The sequence below is a fragment of the Roseovarius sp. ZX-A-9 genome (genome assembly GCF_028369135.1).
Taxonomy (GTDB): domain Bacteria; phylum Pseudomonadota; class Alphaproteobacteria; order Rhodobacterales; family Rhodobacteraceae; genus Roseovarius.
This window is the reverse complement of sequence record NZ_JAPWHW010000012.1, coordinates 82,297-101,721: the sequence shown is the minus strand read 5'-3', so window position 1 is coordinate 101,721 and position 19,425 is coordinate 82,297. Positions and strand designations below refer to the sequence as shown.

At 62.9% G+C, this 19,425-nt stretch carries 19 protein-coding genes; 15 read left to right on the top strand and 4 right to left on the bottom strand.

The window, feature by feature from the left end; all coding sequences use genetic code 11:
• Positions 1-28 precede the first annotated feature (28 nt).
• The 3 genes from cobW to cobN are packed head-to-tail and all read left to right on the top strand — an operon-like array spanning position 29 to position 5,293.
• Positions 29-1,105, top strand: coding sequence for a cobalamin biosynthesis protein CobW (gene cobW, locus O3306_RS13300; RefSeq protein WP_272008114.1), 1,077 nt, complete (start codon positions 29-31; stop codon positions 1,103-1,105).
• Positions 1,098-1,562: a GNAT family N-acetyltransferase gene (locus O3306_RS13295; RefSeq protein ID WP_334312354.1), complete on the top strand. Its 465-nt coding sequence runs from the start codon at positions 1,098-1,100 to the stop codon at positions 1,560-1,562. Before cobW ends, O3306_RS13295 begins: the two co-directional genes overlap by 8 nt.
• Positions 1,562-5,293 (top strand): cobaltochelatase subunit CobN, encoded by a 3,732-nt coding sequence (cobN, locus tag O3306_RS13290; RefSeq protein WP_272008112.1) that lies wholly within the window; start codon positions 1,562-1,564, stop codon positions 5,291-5,293. Before O3306_RS13295 ends, cobN begins: the two co-directional genes overlap by 1 nt.
• 19 nt (positions 5,294-5,312) lie before the next feature.
• Here cobN and O3306_RS13285 read toward each other — a convergent pair whose 3' ends face one another.
• Positions 5,313-5,705: a hypothetical protein gene (locus O3306_RS13285; protein ID WP_272008111.1), complete on the bottom strand. Its 393-nt coding sequence runs from the start codon at positions 5,703-5,705 to the stop codon at positions 5,313-5,315.
• Positions 5,706-5,814: 109 nt separating this feature from the next.
• Between O3306_RS13285 and cobO the strand changes: the two genes are divergently transcribed.
• The 4 genes from cobO (at position 5,815) to O3306_RS13265 (ending at position 8,048) form a co-directional block, all read left to right on the top strand.
• Positions 5,815-6,423: a cob(I)yrinic acid a,c-diamide adenosyltransferase gene (gene cobO, locus O3306_RS13280; RefSeq protein ID WP_272008109.1), complete on the top strand. Its 609-nt coding sequence runs from the start codon at positions 5,815-5,817 to the stop codon at positions 6,421-6,423.
• 72 nt (positions 6,424-6,495) lie between these two features.
• The gene (locus O3306_RS13275; RefSeq protein ID WP_272008107.1) at positions 6,496-6,843 is read left to right on the top strand and encodes a Lin0512 family protein; all 348 of its coding nucleotides are present in this window, start codon (positions 6,496-6,498) and stop codon (positions 6,841-6,843) included.
• Positions 6,840-7,202 (top strand): Lin0512 family protein, encoded by a 363-nt coding sequence (locus O3306_RS13270; protein WP_272008105.1) that lies wholly within the window; start codon positions 6,840-6,842, stop codon positions 7,200-7,202. The genes O3306_RS13275 and O3306_RS13270 overlap by 4 nt, the downstream gene beginning before the upstream one ends.
• A 78-nt stretch (positions 7,203-7,280) precedes the next feature.
• Positions 7,281-8,048 (top strand): FCD domain-containing protein, encoded by a 768-nt coding sequence (locus tag O3306_RS13265; protein WP_272008104.1) that lies wholly within the window; start codon positions 7,281-7,283, stop codon positions 8,046-8,048.
• Positions 8,049-8,105: 57 nt separating this feature from the next.
• Here the strand turns inward: O3306_RS13265 and O3306_RS13260 are convergent, their stop codons facing one another.
• Complete coding sequence (locus tag O3306_RS13260; RefSeq protein WP_272008101.1) at positions 8,106-8,651, bottom strand: hypothetical protein; 546 nt, start codon at positions 8,649-8,651, stop codon at positions 8,106-8,108.
• A 203-nt stretch (positions 8,652-8,854) separates the two neighbouring features.
• On the opposite strand from O3306_RS13260, the gene O3306_RS13255 reads away from it, so the two are divergent.
• Both O3306_RS13255 and preA read left to right on the top strand, forming a co-directional pair.
• Positions 8,855-10,186, top strand: coding sequence for an NAD(P)-dependent oxidoreductase (locus O3306_RS13255; RefSeq protein WP_272008099.1), 1,332 nt, complete (start codon positions 8,855-8,857; stop codon positions 10,184-10,186).
• A 35-nt stretch (positions 10,187-10,221) separates the two neighbouring features.
• Complete coding sequence (preA, locus tag O3306_RS13250; RefSeq protein WP_272008097.1) at positions 10,222-11,526, top strand: NAD-dependent dihydropyrimidine dehydrogenase subunit PreA; 1,305 nt, start codon at positions 10,222-10,224, stop codon at positions 11,524-11,526.
• Positions 11,527-11,578: 52 nt separating this feature from the next.
• On the opposite strand, the gene O3306_RS13245 is transcribed toward preA, so the two are convergent.
• Positions 11,579-11,800 (bottom strand): N-(5'-phosphoribosyl)anthranilate isomerase, encoded by a 222-nt coding sequence (locus tag O3306_RS13245; RefSeq protein WP_272008095.1) that lies wholly within the window; start codon positions 11,798-11,800, stop codon positions 11,579-11,581.
• A gap of 44 nt (positions 11,801-11,844) precedes the next feature.
• Positions 11,845-12,480, bottom strand: a complete 636-nt coding sequence (locus tag O3306_RS13240) for a TetR family transcriptional regulator C-terminal domain-containing protein (protein ID WP_272008093.1) — start codon at positions 12,478-12,480, stop codon at positions 11,845-11,847.
• A gap of 211 nt (positions 12,481-12,691) precedes the next feature.
• Here O3306_RS13240 and O3306_RS13235 point away from each other — a divergent pair, with 211 nt between their 5' ends.
• The 6 genes from O3306_RS13235 to O3306_RS13210 all read left to right on the top strand — a co-directional run bounded on the left by O3306_RS13235 (position 12,692) and on the right by O3306_RS13210 (position 19,267).
• Complete coding sequence (locus O3306_RS13235; protein WP_272008091.1) at positions 12,692-13,942, top strand: Zn-dependent hydrolase; 1,251 nt, start codon at positions 12,692-12,694, stop codon at positions 13,940-13,942.
• 79 nt (positions 13,943-14,021) lie between these two features.
• A complete protein-coding gene (gene hydA / locus O3306_RS13230; RefSeq protein ID WP_272008089.1) occupies positions 14,022-15,485 on the top strand; it encodes a dihydropyrimidinase in 1,464 nt (487 codons plus the stop codon).
• Positions 15,485-16,309 carry an ABC transporter ATP-binding protein gene (locus O3306_RS13225; RefSeq protein WP_272008087.1) on the top strand — a complete coding sequence of 275 codons (825 nt, stop codon included), beginning with the start codon at positions 15,485-15,487 and terminating at the stop codon, positions 16,307-16,309. Before hydA ends, O3306_RS13225 begins: the two co-directional genes overlap by 1 nt.
• A 201-nt stretch (positions 16,310-16,510) precedes the next feature.
• On the top strand, positions 16,511-17,383 hold the full coding sequence (locus O3306_RS13220; RefSeq protein WP_442970001.1) for an ABC transporter permease: 873 nt from the start codon (positions 16,511-16,513) through the stop codon (positions 17,381-17,383).
• On the top strand, positions 17,383-18,225 hold the full coding sequence (locus tag O3306_RS13215; protein ID WP_272008203.1) for an ABC transporter permease: 843 nt from the start codon (positions 17,383-17,385) through the stop codon (positions 18,223-18,225). The genes O3306_RS13220 and O3306_RS13215 overlap by 1 nt, the downstream gene beginning before the upstream one ends.
• Before the next feature lie 46 nt (positions 18,226-18,271).
• Positions 18,272-19,267, top strand: a complete 996-nt coding sequence (locus O3306_RS13210) for an ABC transporter substrate-binding protein (protein WP_272008083.1) — start codon at positions 18,272-18,274, stop codon at positions 19,265-19,267.
• Positions 19,268-19,425: the final 158 nt, after the last annotated feature.

Here is a 19,425-nt window from a genome sequence, read left to right as displayed (position 1 = left end):
CGCGCAAGCCCCTCTGAGGAGCCATCCCATGCACGCAAAAATTCCCGCCACAGTCGTTACCGGTTTTCTCGGCGCCGGCAAGACCACGCTGATCCGCCACCTGTTGGAACATGCCAAGGGCCGCCGAATCGCGCTGATTATCAACGAGTTCGGCGATCTTGGGGTCGATGGCGACCTGCTCAAGGGCTGCGGCGACGAGACCTGCAGCGAGGACGATATCATGGAGCTGAGCAACGGCTGCATCTGCTGCACCGTCGCGGATGATTTCATCCCCACCATGCAAAAGCTGCTGGACCGCGAGAACGCCCCCGATCACATCGTGATCGAAACCTCTGGTCTGGCGCTGCCGCAGCCGCTGGTGCGCGCCTTCAACTGGCCCGAGATTTCGACCCGAGTCACCGTCGATGGTGTCGTCACCGTGGTGGATGGCAAGGCAGTCAGCGAGGGCCGGTTCGCCCATAACACCGCCGCCGTCGACGCCCAGCGCAAGCTTGACGAAAACCTTGACCATGAGACGCCCCTGTCCGAGCTGTTCGAGGATCAGATCGCCTGCGCGGACATGATCGTCGTCAACAAGGCCGATCTGCTGTGCGCGGATGAGGCCGATGCGCTGGTCGCCCGCCTGCGCGGCGCGGCCCGCGACGGCGTGCAGGTGGTCAAATCCACCATGGGTGCGCTGCCGGTCGATGTGCTGCTGGGCCAGGGGATCGGCGCCGAGGCCGATCTCGATGCGCGTCACGAGGTCTACCACCATCATCACCATGATGACGATGATCATGACGACGATCACCATGATGAGAACCACGAACACAGCCATGGCCACGACGAGTTCGAGAGCTTTGTCGTCACCCGCCCCGAGATCAGCGACCCGGCGCAGTTCGCAGCACAGGTGGCGGATGTGATCCGCGCCCATGACATCCTGCGCCTCAAGGGCTTTGCCGCCGTCACTGGCAAACCGATGCGCCTGACGTTGCAGGCGGTCGGACCGCGCGTTGATACGTATTTCGACCAGCCCTTCGGCAATGCCCCCCGGCAGACGCGTCTGGTGGTGATCGGCCAGTCCGGCCTTGACCGGGCGGCCATCGAAACAGCTCTCTGTGCCTGACGCCATGCTGATCGTTGAACCCGGCCACCCACTGGACCCAGGCCCCCGCGCCCTGCTGGAGCAGAGCCACGCCCTGATGACCACGCTGTTCACGCCCGAAGAAAACTATTTTCTCGGTTTCGAAGCCCTTTGCGCGCCCGAGGTACATTTCCTGATCGCACGCGAGGGCGCGGAAATTCTCGGCACTGCGGCCCTGGTGGACAAGGGCACCTATGGCGAATTGAAATCCATGTTCACCAGTCCCGCCGCACGCGGCAAAGGCGTCGGCGCGGCGCTGATGCGCGCGATCGAGGATCACGCCCGCGCCGCCAAGCTGCCGGTACTGAAGCTCGAAACCGCGCAGAGACTGGCCGAGGCGGTCCGCCTCTATGAGCGGCACGGTTTTACCGAATGTGATCGCTTTGGCGACTACGTGCCCAATGATGCCTCCTACTTCATGCAGAAACGGCTTGACTGATGCATTTGCTCGCCGCCACTCCCGGCGCCATCGACGACGGCAAGGAACCGGTCGATCTGGGCCAGAGTCCCGCCGATCTGGTGGTGATCTCGGCTGCCGACACCGAACTGGCCGCCCTGAGTGCGGCGCGGGGAGAAATGGACGCGCCCCCCACCCTGCGGCTGGCAAACCTCACGCATTTGCAGCACCCGATGTCGGTCGATCTGCATATCGACAATTGCGCCGCCAAATCACGGCTGGTGGTCGCCCGCGTCCTTGGCGGCACCGGCTACTGGCGCTACGGCACCGAACAATACGCGGCACGGCTGCACGCGGCTGGCGTGCCACTTGCGCTGCTGCCCGGCGATGACAAACCCGATGGCGAATTGCGCAGTCTCTCGACCGTGCCCGACCGCGATTACGACGCGCTCTGGTCCTACCTGGTCGAGGGCGGTCCGGAAAATTCGCAGAATTTCCTGCACTACACGCAGATGATGCTGGATGGCGGCGCGCCGCCCCCGGCCCCCGCGCCGCTGCTGCGCGCCGGGGTCTACTGGCCCGGTGCAGGCCTTTCGGATCTGGATGCCGCGCGCGCGGCCTGGACGGATGGTGCGCCGGTCGTTCCGCTGGTCTTTTACCGGGCGCTGGTTCAGGGCGCGGGCCTCAATCCGATCAACCGTCTGGTCAAATCGCTTTTGCGCGAGGGTTTGAACCCGCTACCCGTCTTCGTCGCCTCTCTCAAGGATCCCGTTTCGGTCGCCACGCTGGAACATCTCTTTGCCGAAGCACCACCTGCGGTGATCCTGAACTGCACCGCCTTCGCCGTCGGCTCACCGCATGACGGAGATGACAGCCCGCGCAACCCGCTGACGATGGCGGCGGCAAATGCCGCACCGGTGTTTCAGGTCGTGCTGGCCGGCTCATCAGAAGAGGCGTGGGCCACCGGCCTGAACGGCCTGTCGGGGCGCGATATCGCGATGAACGTGGCCCTGCCCGAGGTCGATGGCCGCATCCTGAGCCGCGCGGTCAGCTTCAAGGGCGAAGCCTTCTTTGACGAGGCCACCGAATGCCCCATCGCCGCCTATCGCGCGCAAGGCGACCGCATCGCCTTCGTCGCGCAGCTCGCCGCGAACTGGGCGCGGCTACGCACCACGCCCGCGCCAGAGCGCAAGGTCGCGCTGGTGCTTGCCAACTATCCCAACAAGGACGGGCGGCTGGCCAACGGTGTCGGCCTTGATACACCTGCGGCGACAGTTCATGTGCTCGGCCTGTTGCAGCAGGCGGGCTACCGGATCGAAGACGCGCCCGAAGACAGTGACGTGCTGATGCAGGCGATCATGGCCGGGCCGACCAACTGGCTGACCGACCGCGCGGACAGAGAGGGCGGCGAGACCCTGCCGCTCGATATCTACCGCAGCCATTACGACGCGCTCCCATGGGCGCTCAAGCAGCAGATCACCGACCGCTGGGGCGCGCCCGAAGACGATCCTTTCTTCGTGGCTCAGAACGCCACGGCAACCGCCACAGCGGGGTTCAAGCTGTCGATCCTGCGCTACGGCAACGCCGTTGTCGGCCTCCAGCCTGCGCGCGGCTACAACATCGACCCGACCGATACCTATCATTCGCCCGACCTTGTGCCGCCACATCACTACCTGGCGTTCTATTTCTGGCTGCGGCACGCCTACGGCGCGCAGGCCATCGTGCATATGGGCAAGCACGGCAATCTGGAATGGCTGCCGGGCAAGGCGCTGGCGCTGAGCGCGGAATGCTGGCCCGAAGCGGTGCTGGGGCCGATGCCGCATGTCTATCCCTTCATCGTCAACGACCCCGGCGAAGGCACTCAGGCCAAGCGGCGCGCGCAGGCGGTGATCGTCGATCACCTGACCCCGCCGCTGACCCGTGCTGAAACCTACGGCCCGCTGCGCGACCTCGAAGCGCTGGTGGATGAATATTACGAGGCGGCAGGCGTCGATCCGCGGCGCATCGCACATCTGCGGCGCGAGATCCTGTCGCTGAGTGCGGCCACCGGCCTGGACAAGGACGTGGGCTTTACCGGCGCTGACGAAGATGGCGATCTGGCTAAGCTCGACGCGTATCTGTGCGAATTGAAAGAGGCACAGATCCGCGACGGGCTGCATATCTTTGGCCAATCCCCGACCGGGCAGCAAGAGATCGACCTCGCCATCGCGCTGGCACGGGTGCCGCGCGGGCAGGCCAAGGGTGGCGATGCCTCGCTGATCCGGGCGCTGGCGGCGGATGCGGGGCTCGACTTCGATCCGCTGGATTGCGACATGGCCGCCCCTGCAACCGAGAAACCAAAAGCCCTGCAAGCGCTTTCAACCGATCCCTGGCGCAGCAACGGTGACACGGTGGAACGGCTGGAGCTGCTGGCGCAACAGCTATTGCGGGACGGCGGGTGGGGCGACGCGGGCCCTAGCCCGCAAGCGACCGCCGTCCTGCACGAGATCGAAACGCGCATCCGCCCCACCCTCGCCGCCTGCGGGCCGGACGAAGGAGCGGGCCTTCTCACCGCCCTTGCCGGGCAGTTCGTCGCCCCGGCGCCATCCGGCGCCCCCACACGCGGACGTCTGGACACCCTTCCCACCGGGCGCAATTTCTACTCGGTTGACAGCCGCGCCGTGCCCACCCCCACTGCCTGGGCGCTGGGGTGGAAATCGGCCAACCTGCTGATCGAGAAACACCTGCAAACCCATGGCGACTGGCCGCGCAGCCTGCTGATCACCGCCTGGGGCACCGCCAACATGCGCACCGGTGGCGATGATATCGCACAGGCGCTGGCTCTGATGGGGGTCAAGCCCACATGGGACGCCGCCAACCGCCGCGTGACCGGGTTCGACATCCTCCCCCAAGGGGTTCTGGGCCGCCCGCGGGTCGATGTCACCCTGCGCATCTCGGGGTTTTTCCGCGACGCCTTTCCGCAACTCATCGCGCTGGTGGACAGCGCCGCCCGTGCGGTGCAGGCACTGGATGAACCCGCAGACCTGAACCCTGCCGCGGCGCGCGCGCAAAACGGCGAGACACGGACCCGCGTCTACGGCTCCAAGCCCGGCGCTTACGGGGCGGGCCTGCAGGCGATGATCGACGAACGGCTCTGGGCGGAAAAATCCGATCTGGCGGACGCCTACCTTACCTGGGGCAGCTACGCCTACGGCGCAGGCAGCGAGGGGGCCGCCGATCGTGCGGGATTCGAGGCGCGGCTCAGCCAGGCGGACGCCATCGTGCAGAATCAGGACAACCGCGAACACGACCTTCTGGACAGCGACGACTACTACCAGTTCGAAGGGGGGGCCGCGGCCGCGGTCAGCACGCTTCAGGGCCGCGACCGCCCGATCTATCACAACGACCATTCCCGCCCCGAACGCCCGCTGATCCGCACGCTGGAAGACGAGATCGGCCGCGTCATACGGTCCCGCGTGGTCAATCCCAAATGGATCGAAGGCGTCAAGCGCCACGGCTACAAGGGTGCGTTCGAGATCGCCGCGACGGTCGATTACATGTTTGCCTTCGCGGCGACCACGGGGGCGGTCAAGGGCCACCATTTCGATCTGGTCGAAGCCGCGTTTCTGGAAGACCCGGACACGCGTACCTTCATCGAACAGCATAACCCCCCTGCCCTGCGCGAGATCGCTGAGAGGCTGCAAGAGGCAATTGACCGGGGGCTGTGGGCACCACGCTCCAATTCGGCGCGCGCCCGGATCGACGCCCTGCGCACGGGGGCCCCTGCGCCCTGATGCCCGGGCGCGGCCTGTCTCAGTAGACCGGCACGCAAATCAGATCAGCATGGGCATCCTCCAGATCGAGCAGCCCGCAATCAAGATATTGCGGCGCGGGCTCCGGCAACGGCCGAAGCGTGCCACCACAATCAAGATCGGCGGTCATTATCACCTGATCGCCGCGCAACCTGCGCACCTTGCAGCCCGACGCGGCCTCGATCGCAGCCACGCCACGCGGCGCTGTGGCGGCCAGTCGCGGCGCCCATTCGGAATTGACCCGGATCGCCTCGGCGCGGCTTTCGGTCATGCGCACGTCAAAGAGGCTTTGCCCGACCTTCACGCGCACCGGGGGAACTCCGTGAAATTCGAGCGCGGGCGTGTCGCACGCCGCCAGCAACATTGCCAACGCCAAGGGGCCAAACCTGATCATCCACGCACCATCGCCCGGCCTTGGTTAACAAATGGTTGCGCCCTCCACCGCTTGCACCTTGCCCGCCGCGCGCCCTATGCTCGCGCCGAACAATCAAGGGGTGCCAGACATGAGCGAAGATGCCGACCGCCACGCAATAAAAATGGCCAAGAAGAAGGCCGCACGCGACAAGATCATGGCGACCAAGACCGACAAGAAGGGCTTGATCATCGTGCATACCGGCAAGGGCAAGGGCAAATCCTCGGCCGCGTTCGGGATGATTTTCCGCTGCATCGCCCATGACATGCAATGCGCCGTGGTGCAGTTCATCAAGGGCGGAATGAGCACCGGCGAACGGGACATGATCCTGTCCAAGTTCTCGGATATCTGCGCCTTTCACACCATGGGCGAAGGTTTCACCTGGGAGACACAGGACAAGACCCGTGACACCGAGATGGCGCAGGCCGCGTGGGACAAGGCCAAGGAACTGATCCGCGACCCGGCCAATACCATGGTGCTGCTGGACGAGATCAACATTGCGCTGCGCTACGACTACATCGACATCAATGACGTGGTGACATTCCTCAGCACGGAAAAACCCGAGATGAATCATGTCGTCCTCACCGGGCGCAATGCCAAGGAGGAGTTGATCGAGATCGCAGATCTGGTCACCGAGATGGAGCTGATCAAGCACCCGTTCCGATCCGGCATCAAGGCCCAGATCGGGGTGGAGTTCTGAGCCCCGGCCCGCGCATCTTCTGGCCGAGACAACAACGTCGGGGGCAGAGCCCCAAGCTTTAGGACCAATCAAATGCCAAGACACCGCGTTTTGACTGAATTCGGCATGGGCACCTCGCTACGGCGACAGGACTATACCCAAGCCGCGCGGCGCGCCCTTCAAGACGCGCTGTGGCACAATTCGATCAACATGGCAGAGCTTTTCGGCCAGCCCAAGGAGGCGATGCTGATCGATGTCGAAATCGCCGTTCAGCAGCCCGAGCGCGTCGATACCGCCGCGCTGGCCGATGTGTTTCCCTACGGCCAGATCAGCATCACCTGCGGCTTTGGCGGGCTCGACATCCCGCGCCCGGACGGCGCGCCCACGGTGATCGCCAATGCCGCCATTTCCGTCAGCTTTGACATGGAGCGCCGCCCATGACCGACCAGCGTTTCATCATCGAAATGGGCATGGGCAACGATCTGCACGGCATGGATTACCAAAAGGCCGCCCGCCGCGCGATCGAGGATGCGATCCGCCATTCCACCCTGCCGATCTTTGGCAGCACCGGGCTGGAGCCGGGCCAGATGCGGGTCGCGGTGACGGTCGGGGTTCAGGATCCGGCCAAGCTTGATACCGATGCACTGGCCGAAGGTCTGCCGCGCGAGCGCGCCACGGTGCGCGCGGTCAAGGGCGGGCAGAACGTCACCAACCCCGAGACCGGCGAAACGCTGGTGATCGCCACGGCGGCGGTCGAGGCCTTTCTGCCCTATCAAGGGGATCGCTGGACCAGCGGCTGAGCCCTTGCACGGGACGCAGCGCGCTTGCCCGTCATGCAATCCGGTCATATGATCTGACCAATTCACGCGAGCGCCCTGATGCCCTTTCGACCCGTAATCCCGGAAAAACTGTCGACTGCCGTGACCCGGCAGATCGAACAACTGATCCTGCGCGGCATCCTGCGCCCCGGCGAACGTCTGCCGCCCGAACGCGAACTGGCCGAACGTCTGGGGGTGTCGCGCCCCTCGTTGCGCGGGGCGGTGGCGGCCCTGTCGGCCAAAGGGTTGCTGACCACCCGCGCCGGTGCGGGCATATTCGTCGCGGATGTTCTGGGAAATGCTTTCTCGGATGCCTTGATCCGTCTTTTTGCCGAGCATGACGAGGCGGTATTCGACTACATCGCCTTTCGCCGCGATCTGGAGGGGCTGGCCGCCGAGCGCGCGGCGCGGCGCGCCTCGGACACTGATCTGAAGATCATCCAGACCCTGATGGACAAGATGGAGCGCGCCCATCTGCGGCCTGATGCGCAGGACGAGGCGCGGCTGGATGCCGAATTTCACCTGTCGATCATCGAGGCGAGCCACAACGTGATCATGCTGCACATGATGCGCTCGATGTTCCAGTTGCTGCGCGAGGGAGTTTTCTACAACCGTCAGATCATGTTCCGCCAGCACAGCACCCGCGCCATGCTGCTGGACCAGCACCGCGCGATCAACGCCGCACTTCAGGCCCGCGATCCTGCCGCGGCCCGCGCTGCGGTCGAGGCACATCTGGGCTTCGTCGAAGCCGCCCTTGCCGATCACAACAAGGCCGCCGCCAATGAGGCTGTCGCGCAACAGCGGTTTGAGCACGAAAAGCAGCGCTGAACTCTCTGGCGGTCGGGACATCACCTGCCGAAGTGCGGCAGGTGATGCGGAGAGCGCTTAACTTGTGGGGTGTTGGCCCGGATTTGTCGCCTTTTTTGCTTCCACAGTCGCCTTGGCCTTGGCTTGGACAACCGCCTTGGCATGTGCCTCGGCAATGGCCTGTGCCTGTGACTTTGGCTGAGTGAAATCAGCATGCACAGGATTCGGCAGGTGATCCAACGTCGCCCCGGTCGAGGCGTCAACGGCAACACCAATGATCCCGCCAGCGATAACATTGGCCGCCCCTGTCGCTACGCCCGCACCACCGAGCTTGCTTGCGACATTGATCGTGCGCGTCTCACGCCCATGCTGGAACACGGCCGTAAAGGCCTTCTTGCGCTTGATGTCGATAGTACAAGGAGTGGTGCAGCCCACCCCCATGGATGTCGTCATATGCGCGCCGTTGGGCTCCGAGGTGAAGACGACGTCTTCTGAATTGCCACGGGTAACGGTGGAGCAGGCACTGGTGGTGAGCGCTGCCGCCATCAAAGCGGCAACGATGGGGAATCGGGACATAGGGGAACTCCAGGAAGAAAAATATAAAAGCAACAATAGCTTGGCCATGGCGGCTCACCCGTCGATTAGACATCCCGGCTCGCGAGCGCAACCACAGCCTGTGCGAAATATCCGTGAGCGCACTCGTTTTCGTTGCGTAAACTCGCCAATGCGAGGCAAGGATTTTGGCCTCTCAAAATTTTACCAATTGATAAAATATTTTTCTGTGAGATACTGATTCGACATTATCCAGTAGCCAGAGGATCACTCCCGTGACAGATAACGCCCTTACCCCCGGAATCGTTTCGGGGCGTCTGACGCCCGAGGACTACGCCGAAAACTTCTCGGATCTGCATCCGCGGCTCGACGATCACGAAGCGCTGGTGGCCGCCGATCGGTGCTATTTCTGCCATGACGCACCCTGCATCACGGCATGCCCCACCGATATCGACATTCCGCTGTTCATCCGCCAGATCGCCACCGGCACGCCAGAGGCGGCAGCCCGGACCATCTTCAGCCAGAACATCATGGGCGGCATGTGCGCCCGGGTCTGCCCCACCGAGACACTCTGCGAAGAGGTCTGCGTGCGCGAGGTGGCCGAAGGCAAACCGGTCCTGATCGGTCAGTTGCAACGCTACGCCACCGACACGCTGATGGAAGAGGGCGTGCACCCGTTCACCCGCGCAGCCGCCACCGGTAAATCCGTGGCCGTGGTTGGCGCGGGCCCTGCGGGCCTGTCCTGTGCACACCGCCTGGCGATGCATGGCCATGACATCACGCTATACGATGCGCGCCCCAAGCCGGGCGGGCTGAACGAATACGGCATCGCGACCTACAAGACGGTCGATGGTTTCGCCGCGCGCGAAGTGGACTGGCTCTTGCAGATTGGTGGCATCACCGTCGAGACCGGCAAGGCACTGGGCCGCGATCTCACACTCGATGCCCTGCGCGAAAGCCATGACGCGGTGTTTCTCGGGATCGGTCTGGGCGGTGTGAACGCGCTGGGGCTGGAGGGCGAGGACAAGGGCGGCCTGCAAGATGCGGTCGATTTCATCTCTGACCTGCGGCAGGCCAGCGACGTGGCAAACGTCCCCGTGGGCCGCGATGTGGTGGTGATCGGCGGTGGCATGACCGCGGTGGATGCCGCCGTGCAGGCCAAGCTTCTGGGCGCGCTCAATGTCAGTCTGGTTTACCGGCGGGGCCGCGAACGGATGAACGCCAGCGCGTTCGAGCAGGACCTGGCCGCCTCCAAGGGTGTGCGAATCATCACCAATGCCAGCCCGCGCGCGGTGATCGGCAATGGCGCGGTGCGCGAGATCGAGTTCGAATACACCGATGACGACCTGTCCCCCACTGGCCAGACCTTCCGCCTGGCGGCCGATCAGGTGTTCAAGGCCATCGGTCAAACATTGCAGGGCACCGACCTGCCGGCCCTAGAGGGAGGCAAGATCGCCGTGAACGAGGCGGGCCGCACCAGCGTGGCGGGCGTCTGGGCAGGCGGCGATTGCGCCACGGGCGGCGAGGACCTGACAGTCACGGCCGTTGCCGAGGGGCGCGACGCGGCAATGGATATTCATGCCAGCCTGACGGAAGCGGCGGGCTGAAGCCCGCCCTACGCAGTACGCAAGGGAGCAAGACAATGGCCGATCTGACCAGTACCTTCATCGGAATCAAATCTCCAAACCCGTTCTGGCTGGCTTCCGCGCCGCCAACGGACAAGGAATACAACGTACGCCGGGCGTTCGAAGCAGGCTGGGGCGGCGTGGTGTGGAAAACGCTTGGCGAGGCCGGCCCGCCGGTCGTCAACGTGAACGGGCCGCGCTACGGCGCGATCTGGGGCGCGGACCGGCGGCTGCTGGGGCTCAACAATATCGAGCTGATCACCGACCGGCCGCTGGAAGTGAACCTGGAAGAAATGAAGCGCGTCAAACGCGACTATCCCGACCGCGCGATCATCGCGTCGCTCATGGTGCCGGTGAACGAAGATGCCTGGAAAGAGATCCTGCACCGGGTCGAGGATACCGGCTGCGACGGGGTTGAGTTGAACTTCGGCTGCCCGCACGGGATGAGCGAACGCGGCATGGGCAGCGCCGTGGGCCAGGTGCCCGAATATGTCGGCCAGGTCGCGCATTGGTGCAAGAAACACAGCGACCTGCCCGTGATCGTCAAGCTGACACCCAACATCACCGATATCCGCAAGCCGGCGCAGGCCGCCAAGGAAGGCGGCGCGGATGCGGTTTCGCTGATCAACACGATCAACTCGATCACCTCCGTGGATCTTGATCTGTTCTCGCCCGAACCGACGATTGACGGTCAGGGCGCGCATGGCGGCTATTGCGGCCCGGCGGTCAAACCCATCGCGCTGAACATGGTGGCCGAGATTGCCCGCGATCCGGCAACACGCGGCTTGCCGATCAGCGGCATCGGCGGGGTCACTACCTGGCGCGACGCGGCGGAATTCATGACGCTGGGGGCGGGCAACGTACAGGTCTGCACCGCTGCGATGACCTACGGGTTCAAGATCGTGCAAGAGATGATTTCGGGCCTCAGCCAGTGGATGGATGAGAAAGGCATGCAAAGCACGTCCGAGATCGTGGGGCGCGCGGTGCCCAACGTGGTCAACTGGCAGGATCTGAATCTCAATTACATTGCCAAGGCAGTGATCGACCAGGATGCATGCATCAATTGCGGGCGGTGCTATGCGGCCTGCGAGGACACCTCACACCAAGCGATCTCTATGTCGGAAAACCGTGTTTTCGAAGTGATCGACGAAGAATGCGTGGCCTGCAACCTCTGCGTCAATGTCTGCCCCGTTGAAGGGTGCATCACGATGCAGCAGATGGCCCCCGGCACCACCGATCCGCGCACCGGGAAAGTGGTGGAGAAAGACTATGCCAACTGGACCACGCACCCGAACAACCCCGGCAGTTGCGCCGCCGAGTAGCACCTGAGACTTTTCGCGAAAAATCTTGAGCAAAGAAAATTCACGAATTTTCTTAGAATAGAATGCGGATCAGTTCATTGTGACAGATCACGATGAGCCGATCTGCGGCTTCGATCATGTGAAAGCCGCGCCGTCGCACTTCCAGCTCAACCCGGCCATAGCCGACTTCCCGTTCAATCCATGCGCGCGATCTGCGCAGCACGCCACCCGATTGCGCAGCGCGCGCTGCGAACATCTGGTCGAGCCAAAAATCGGCATCCGTGATACGGGTCATATTCTGCATCCAGGCCGCCCGCACCGATCGTGTTTAGCACGGGGTTAAGGCGTCAGCATCCTTCGGAACAACGCATCGAGATGCGCGCGCGCGCCTGAATGCACCTCCGTGCTGTCCATCAGCACCCCCACCTGCGCCTCGAAATCCGCGTAATGCTGGGTGGTGGCCCAGATCGAAAAGATCAGGTGACGCGGATCCACCGGTGCCAGCGCACCGGCATCGATCCAACGCTGGATCAGTGCCGCAGTCCGTTCGACCAGTGGATGCAGATCGCGCTTCAGGTGCGGACCGATACGCGGCGCGCCTTGCAATATCTCATTGGCGAACAAGCGGCTTTCGCGCGGGAACTCCTGGCTCATCTCCAGCTTGCGATGCACATAGCGCATCAACTCTTCCAGCGGATCGCCCTCGGGGTCGACCTCCCGCAGCGGCGCCAGCCAGCGATCCATCAACTGGTCCAGCAGCGTGACGTGGATATCTTCCTTGCCCTCAAAGTAGTAGAGGATATTGGGCTTGCTCAATCCCGCTTCGTCCGCGATCTGATCAAGTGTGGCCCCGCGAAACCCATGTTTCGAGAAGACTTCCAGCGCGGCATCCAGAATCCGCCCACGATTGCGCAGTTGAATGCGGCTCATCGTGATATCCTCTGTGGGCGCTGCATCGCCCGGAATATGCTGCATGATCTGCGCCTCCCCGGCTCTTGCGCGGGCTACGGGCCCCGGAAACGACCAAAATATGGGCCGCAAGGTTCAACCTAGCCAGAAGCCTGCTGTTCCCCAAGACTATTCTTGACACTCTGGGGCTGCTCCGCAATCGTATCTTTACCAATTGGTAAAAAAGCATACGGCCAATTTGGCGATAACGCGACGAAGACAGCAAGGAGGTAGGGGCATGCCCGCACCCGGTGAGAATCTTAGGATCAATGGCGATCGGCTGTGGGACAGCCTGATGGAAATGGCCAAGATCGGTCCCGGTGTGGCAGGTGGCAACAACCGCCAGACCCTCACCGATGCGGACGCCGAAGGGCGCGCGCTGTTCCAGAAATGGTGCGATGATGCGGGCCTGACGATGGGTGTCGATACGATGGGCACCATGTTCGCACGCCGCGAAGGCACCGACCCCGACGCGCTGCCGGTCTATGTGGGCAGCCACCTCGACACGCAACCGACGGGCGGCAAATATGATGGCGTTCTGGGCGTTCTGGCCGGGCTGGAGTTGATCCGCACGCTGAATGATCTGGACATCAAGACGCGCCATCCGATCGTCGTGACCAACTGGACCAACGAAGAGGGCACGCGTTTCGCCCCCGCCATGCTCGCCTCGGGCGTCTTTGCCGGGGTCCATACCGAAGACTGGGCCAAGGCCCGCGAGGATGCAGAGGGCAAGAGTTTCGGCGCGGAGCTGGAGCGGATCGGCTGGAAAGGCGACGAACCGGTAGGCGCCCGCAAGATGCACGCGTTTTTCGAGCTGCACATTGAACAGGGCCCGATCCTGGAGGCCGAAGGCAAGGATATCGGCGTCGTCACCCACGGTCAGGGCCTGAGCTGGACCCAGGTTACGATCACCGGCAAGGACAGCCATACCGGATCGACGCCGATGCCGATGCGCAAGAACGCCGGCCTCGGCATGGCGCGGGTTCTGGAAAAGGTCGAGGAAATCGCGCTGGCACACGGGCCACACGCGGTGGGTGCTGCAGGCCATATCGATATCTACCCCAACTCGCGCAACGTGATCCCCGGCAAGGCAGTCTTTACCGTCGATTTCCGCTCGCCCGATCTGGACACCATCAACGAAATGGTCAGCCAGATGAAGGAAGCGACACAAAAGATCTGCGATGACATGGGGCTCGGCGTCGAATTCGAAGTCGCTGGCGGCTTCGACCCCGTGACCTTCGACGAGGGCTGCGTCACTGCCATCCGCAACGCCGCCGAACGGCTGGGCTATTCGCACCGCGACCTGATCTCGGGCGCGGGCCACGACGCCTGCTGGATCAACCGTGTCGCCCCCACGGCCATGGTGATGTGCCCCTGCGTGGACGGGTTGAGTCACAATGAGGCCGAAGAGATATCGAAGGAATGGGCCACCGCTGGCGCGGATGTGCTGATGCATGCTGTGGTAGAGACGGCGCAAATCGTGGATTAATGGGGGCCAGCCCCCCAAACCCCCGGGAAATTTCCGGCCAGAAGATAAAACCGGGAACAGCAATGAAGGGAGAGTCGCCATGACCACCAAAGTCATCAAGAACGGCACCGTCTGCACCGCAGATCGCACGTGGAAAGCCGACGTGCTGATCGAGGGAGAGACGATCAAACAGATCGGTGAGGACCTGAAAGGCGACGAGTATATCGACGCCGAAGGCGCCTATGTCATCCCCGGCGGGATCGACCCGCACACCCATCTGGAAATGCCCTTCATGGGCACCACCGCCGCCGAGACCTTCGAGACCGGCACATGGGCGGCGGCCTGCGGTGGCACCACGATGCTGGTGGATTTCTGCCTGCCGGGCGCTGATGGCTCCATCAAGAACGCGATCAACGAATGGCACCGCAAATCCGCGCCGCAGATCTGCAGCGACATCGGCTATCACATGGCGATCACCGGCTGGAACGAGGATGTCTTCAACGAGATGAAGGATGCCGTCGAGATGGGCGTCAATTCCTTCAAGCATTTCATGGCCTACAAAGGCGCGCTGATGATCGAGGATGACGAGATGTTCGCCTCGTTCAAACGCTGCGCCGAACTGGGCGCGCTGCCGATGGTGCATGCCGAGAACGGCAACCTGGTCGCCGACATGCAGCAGAAATACTTTGACGAGGGCATCACCGGGCCCGAAGGCCATGCCTACAGCCGCCCGCCCGAATTCGAGGGCGAGGCCGCCAACCGCGCCATCTGCATCGCCGATGCAGCGGGCGTGCCGCTCTATATCGTGCATGTCAGTTGCGAGCAGGCGCATGAGGCGATCCGGCGCGCGCGGCAAAAGGGCATGCGCGTCTATGGCGAGCCGCTGGCGCAGTTCCTGACACTGGACGAGAGCGTCTATTTCAACACTGACTGGGACTATGCCGCGCAGCGCGTCATGTCGCCGCCCTTCCGCAACAAGTCACATCAGGACAGCCTTTGGGCCGGGCTGCAATCGGGATCACTGCAAGTGGTCGCCACCGATCACGCGGCGTTCTCCTCTGCGCAGAAACGCGCCGGGCGTGATGATTTCCGCATCATCCCCAACGGCTCCAACGGGCTGGAGGAACGTATGCCGGTGCTGTGGACGCATGGGGTGGAGACCGGGCGGCTCACGCCGAATGAATTCGTCGCGGTAACCTCCACCAACGTGGCCAAGATCCTGAATATCTATCCCCGGAAAGGGGCCATCGTCGAAGGTGCGGATGCCGATATCGTCGTCTGGGACCCCAAGATATCCAAGACGATCTCGCATTCCAATCACCACTCGATCCTTGATTACAACGTGTTCGAAGGCTTCGAAGTGACGGCCAATTCGCGCTACACGATCAGCCGCGGAGAAGTCATCTGGGGCTGGGGCCAGAACAGCCAGCCGCAACCCGGCCGCGGCAAGTTCATCCCGCGCCCGGCCTTTCCGTCGGCGCATCAGGCGCTGTCGAAATGGAAGGCGCTCACCGCACCGAAAATGATCCAGCGCGATCCACTGAACATTCCGGCGGGGATTTAATGGTCAACGCATTGCAGGAGGCCACCGGAGACCTTCTTCATCTGGGTGGCCCAAAGGTCATTTCCGCCAAGGATCTGTCGCTGACCTTTCAAACCAACGACGGTCCGGTTCACGCGCTCAAGGACGTGAGCCTTGATGTGCACAAGGGAGAATTCGTCAGCTTCATCGGGCCGTCAGGCTGTGGCAAGACGACATTCCTGCGGGTCATGGCCGATCTGGAGCAGCCCACCGCCGGGACAATCACGGTCAACGGCACCAGCCCCGAGGAAGCGCGCCGCGCGCGCGCCTATGGCTACGTCTTTCAGGCCGCCGGTCTCTATCCGTGGCGCACCATCGGCGGCAACGTCCGCCTGCCGTTGGAGATCATGGGCTATGACAAGGCGGCGCAGGCCGAGCGCGTGAAACGCGTGCTGGAACTGGTCGAACTGGCCGGGTTCGAGAAGAAATTCCCCTGGCAGTTGTCGGGCGGCATGCAGCAACGTGCCTCGATCGCCCGCGCGCTCGCCTTTGATGCCGATATCCTGCTGATGGACGAACCTTTCGGCGCGCTGGACGAGATCGTGCGTGATCACCTCAATGAGCAGCTTCTGCAGCTTTGGGCCAATACGCAAAAGACCATCTGTTTTGTCACCCACTCGATCCCCGAGGCGGTTTACCTCAGCACAAAGATCGTGGTCATGTCGCCGCGCCCGGGCCGTATCGCCGATGTCATCGACAGCCCGTTGCCACGGACACGCCCGCTCGATATCCGCGACACGCCGGAGTTCATCGAAGTCGCCCACCGCGTTCGCGACGGGCTGCGTGCGGGGCATGAAGATGACTGATCACCGCCCTGCCCCGCCTGCCCCTGCCCTTTCAACCAGGCGGGGGACTTTCACCTTTCACGGTCATCGGCTCCTCAGCCTGTACCGTGCAATCAGTACAACCCAAAATCCTTTCATCTTTCTAAAAATACCTGAGAACTTCGCCTGCTTCAGGCCGAGCGATTCAGGTATTTGCGGAAAGATGAAATTAGAGACAGCGTGATGCGCAACCTTCTGCCTATCCTGACGGTCGTGGCCACGATCTTTGCACTTTGGTATGGCGCGGCGATCGCGCTCAATGCGCCCTGGGCCAAGGACAAGGCCACGCGGGCCGGGGTCGAGCTGAGTTTTTCAGAGCTGGTGGCCGACACCTGGAGCCAGAAAAAGCCGAAGCTGCCCGCGCCGCATCAGGTCGGGGCAGAGATCTGGAAGACCACCGGCGCGATGGTGCTCAAGGGGCGCGGTTTTTCCAAGCGATCCTTGTTCTATCACAGCTGGGTCACTTTCAGCGCGACGGCTTTGGGGTTCTTGCTGGGCACCATCCTGGGGACCTTGCTGGCCATCGGGATCGTCTATAACCGCACCATGGACATGAGCGTGATGCCCTGGGTGATCGCCAGCCAGACCATCCCGATCATTGCCATCGCACCGATGATCATCGTGGTCCTCAATGCTGTCGGCATCTCGGGGTTGCTGCCCAAGGCGATGATCTCGATGTATCTGTCATTTTTCCCGGTCGTGGTCGGCATGGTCAAGGGGCTGCGCAGCCCCAGCGCGATGCAGCTTGACCAGGTGCGCACCTGGAATGCCAGCGCGGCGCAGACCTTTTGGTACCTGCGCCTGCCATCGTCGATGCCGTATCTCTTTACTTCGCTCAAGATCGGGATTGCCGCCAGTCTGGTGGGGGCCATCGTGGGCGAGTTGCCGACGGGGGCCGTGGCCGGGCTGGGCGCGCGACTGCTGGCAGGCAGTTACTATGGCCAGACCATCCAGATCTGGAGCGCCCTGCTGATGGCCGCCGCGCTGGCCGCGCTGATGGTGGGTATCATCGGGATGGTTCAACGCTATACTCTGCGCCGCATGGGGATGGCATGATGGGCTGGTTGTTGTCAGGGCTGATAGCGTGGATCGCAGGCTGGAGCCTGAATGTGTGGTTGGCGCGCCGTCCATCCTGGCGTGTGTCGCAGGTGGCGGTGCCGATCATTTTCGGGCTGACATTGATCGTGGTCTGGGAATGTGCGGTGCGCGGGCTCGGTCTATCTAAGGTTCTGCTACCCGCGCCGTCACTGATCGCACAGACATTCATCGCCTCGACCGGGCTCTTGTGGCGGGATTTCGTGCAAACGGTCATCAAGGGCGCGCTGTCGGGTTATATCATGGGCTGCTGCGCTGCATTCGTGATGGCGATCGCCGTGGACCGGTTTCCGTTTCTCAAGCGCGGGCTGTTGCCCGTCGGCAATTTCGCCGCCGCCCTGCCGATCATCGGCATGGCGCCGATCATGGTCATGTGGTTCGGCTTTGGCTGGGAATCCAAGGCTGCCGTGGTGGTGGTGATGGTGTTCTTTCCCATGCTGGTGAACACCGTGCAGGGGTTGGAGGATACCGACTCGATGCAACGCGATCTCATGCGCACCTACGCGGCCGGCTATTGGAAAACCCTGTTCAAACTGCGCCTGCCCGCCGCGATGCCGTTCATCTTCAATGGGCTGAAGATTGGCACCACGCTGGCGCTTATCGGCGCGATCATCGCCGAGTTTTTCGGCTCGCCGACACTGGGCATGGGCTTTCGCATCTCGATCTCGGTCGGGCAGTTGGCAATCGATCTGGTCTGGGCCGAGATCGTCGTCGCCGCACTGGCGGGCAGCGCGTTCTACGGCGGGGTTGCTTTGATCGAGAAAGCAGTGACATTCTGGCATCCGTCACAACGGGGTCGCTGACCGCCTCTTTTCAACGATTACGACAGTTACAATAGGGAGAAAAAAGATGAACAAACTCACAGCCACGTTCGGGATCGCCGCGCTCGGCATCTGGGGGGCTGCCGCCGCGCAGGCCGCCGATGACGTCACGCTGCAACTGAAATGGGTCACACAATCGCAGTTCGCGGGCTACTATGTTGCCCAGGACAAGGGCTTTTATGACGAGGAAGACCTCAACGTCACGATCAAGCCCGGTGGGCCGGACATCGCGCCCGCGCAGGTGATTGCAGGGGGCGGCGCCGATGTCGTCATCGACTGGATGCCGTCGGCCATGGCCAGCCGCGAAAAGGGGCTGGAACTGGTCAATATCGCGCAGCCCTTCAAGTCCTCGGGGATGATGCTGACCTGTCGCAAGGATGCAGGTATCGAAAGCCCGGCAGATTTCGCGGACAAGACGCTGGGCGTCTGGTTCGGCGGCAACGAATACCCATTTCTGAGCTGGATGAGCAAACTGGGCCTGGCCACCGACGGCTCGGCTGGTGGTGTGACCGTGCTCAAGCAGGGGTTCAACGTCGATCCTCTGTTGCAGGGTCAGGCGGCCTGTGTCTCGACCATGACGTATAATGAATACGGGCAGATCATCGATGCCGGCCTTACACCGGAGGAGCTGGTGGTGTTCAAATACGAGGATCAGGGCGTCGCGACGCTTGAGGATGGCATGTATGTGCTGGCCAAAAACCTCGAAGATCCCGAGTTCGTCGATCGTATGGTTCGGTTTGTCCGCGCCTCGATGAAGGGCTGGAAATGGGCAGAGGAGCACCCCGAAGACGCGGCGATGATCGTTCTGGACAATGACGCCTCGGGCGCACAGACCGAAGAGCATCAGATCCGCATGATGAGCGAGATTGCCAAGCTGACCGCAGGCAGCAATGGCGCGCTCGACCCCGCCGATTTCGAGCGCACGATCCAGTCGCTGCTGTCGGGCGGGTCCGATCCGGTGATCACCGCGCATCCGGGTGATGCGGCGTGGACCCATGCCATCACGGACAAGGCGCTGAACTAAGCAGCAAACGCCTGAAACCACCGGGGCCGCCCATCCAACAAGGATTGGCGGCCCTTTTCATGTCCGGGGATGAGAAGTTTCGCGAAGACAGAGGGCCCAGTTTTCCCAGATCACACCCTGCGCCCTGCCTACCCCGTAGCGGGCCGCCCCGCATGCAG

Excerpts from the sequence above, each read along its gene's own strand:
- cobO (WP_272008109.1), top strand. The coding sequence starts at position 5,815 with ATGAGCGAAGATGCCGACCGCCACGCAATAAAAATGGCCAAGAAGAAG.
- O3306_RS13260 (WP_272008101.1), bottom strand. The coding sequence starts at position 8,651 with ATGGCCAAGCTATTGTTGCTTTTATATTTTTCTTCCTGGAGTTCCCCT.
- O3306_RS13235 (WP_272008091.1), top strand. The coding sequence starts at position 12,692 with ATGCCCGCACCCGGTGAGAATCTTAGGATCAATGGCGATCGGCTGTGG.
- O3306_RS13220 (WP_442970001.1), top strand. The coding sequence starts at position 16,511 with ATGCGCAACCTTCTGCCTATCCTGACGGTCGTGGCCACGATCTTTGCA.
- O3306_RS13270 (WP_272008105.1), top strand. The coding sequence starts at position 6,840 with ATGACCGACCAGCGTTTCATCATCGAAATGGGCATGGGCAACGATCTG.
- O3306_RS13245 (WP_272008095.1), bottom strand. The coding sequence starts at position 11,800 with ATGACCCGTATCACGGATGCCGATTTTTGGCTCGACCAGATGTTCGCA.
- O3306_RS13285 (WP_272008111.1), bottom strand. The coding sequence starts at position 5,705 with ATGATCAGGTTTGGCCCCTTGGCGTTGGCAATGTTGCTGGCGGCGTGC.
- preA (WP_272008097.1), top strand. The coding sequence starts at position 10,222 with ATGGCCGATCTGACCAGTACCTTCATCGGAATCAAATCTCCAAACCCG.
- O3306_RS13275 (WP_272008107.1), top strand. The coding sequence starts at position 6,496 with ATGCCAAGACACCGCGTTTTGACTGAATTCGGCATGGGCACCTCGCTA.
- cobW (WP_272008114.1), top strand. The coding sequence starts at position 29 with ATGCACGCAAAAATTCCCGCCACAGTCGTTACCGGTTTTCTCGGCGCC.
- O3306_RS13240 (WP_272008093.1), bottom strand. The coding sequence starts at position 12,480 with ATGCAGCATATTCCGGGCGATGCAGCGCCCACAGAGGATATCACGATG.
- hydA (WP_272008089.1), top strand. The coding sequence starts at position 14,022 with ATGACCACCAAAGTCATCAAGAACGGCACCGTCTGCACCGCAGATCGC.
- cobN (WP_272008112.1), top strand. The coding sequence starts at position 1,562 with ATGCATTTGCTCGCCGCCACTCCCGGCGCCATCGACGACGGCAAGGAA.
- O3306_RS13210 (WP_272008083.1), top strand. The coding sequence starts at position 18,272 with ATGAACAAACTCACAGCCACGTTCGGGATCGCCGCGCTCGGCATCTGG.
- O3306_RS13265 (WP_272008104.1), top strand. The coding sequence starts at position 7,281 with ATGCCCTTTCGACCCGTAATCCCGGAAAAACTGTCGACTGCCGTGACC.
- O3306_RS13215 (WP_272008203.1), top strand. The coding sequence starts at position 17,383 with ATGGGCTGGTTGTTGTCAGGGCTGATAGCGTGGATCGCAGGCTGGAGC.
- O3306_RS13225 (WP_272008087.1), top strand. The coding sequence starts at position 15,485 with ATGGTCAACGCATTGCAGGAGGCCACCGGAGACCTTCTTCATCTGGGT.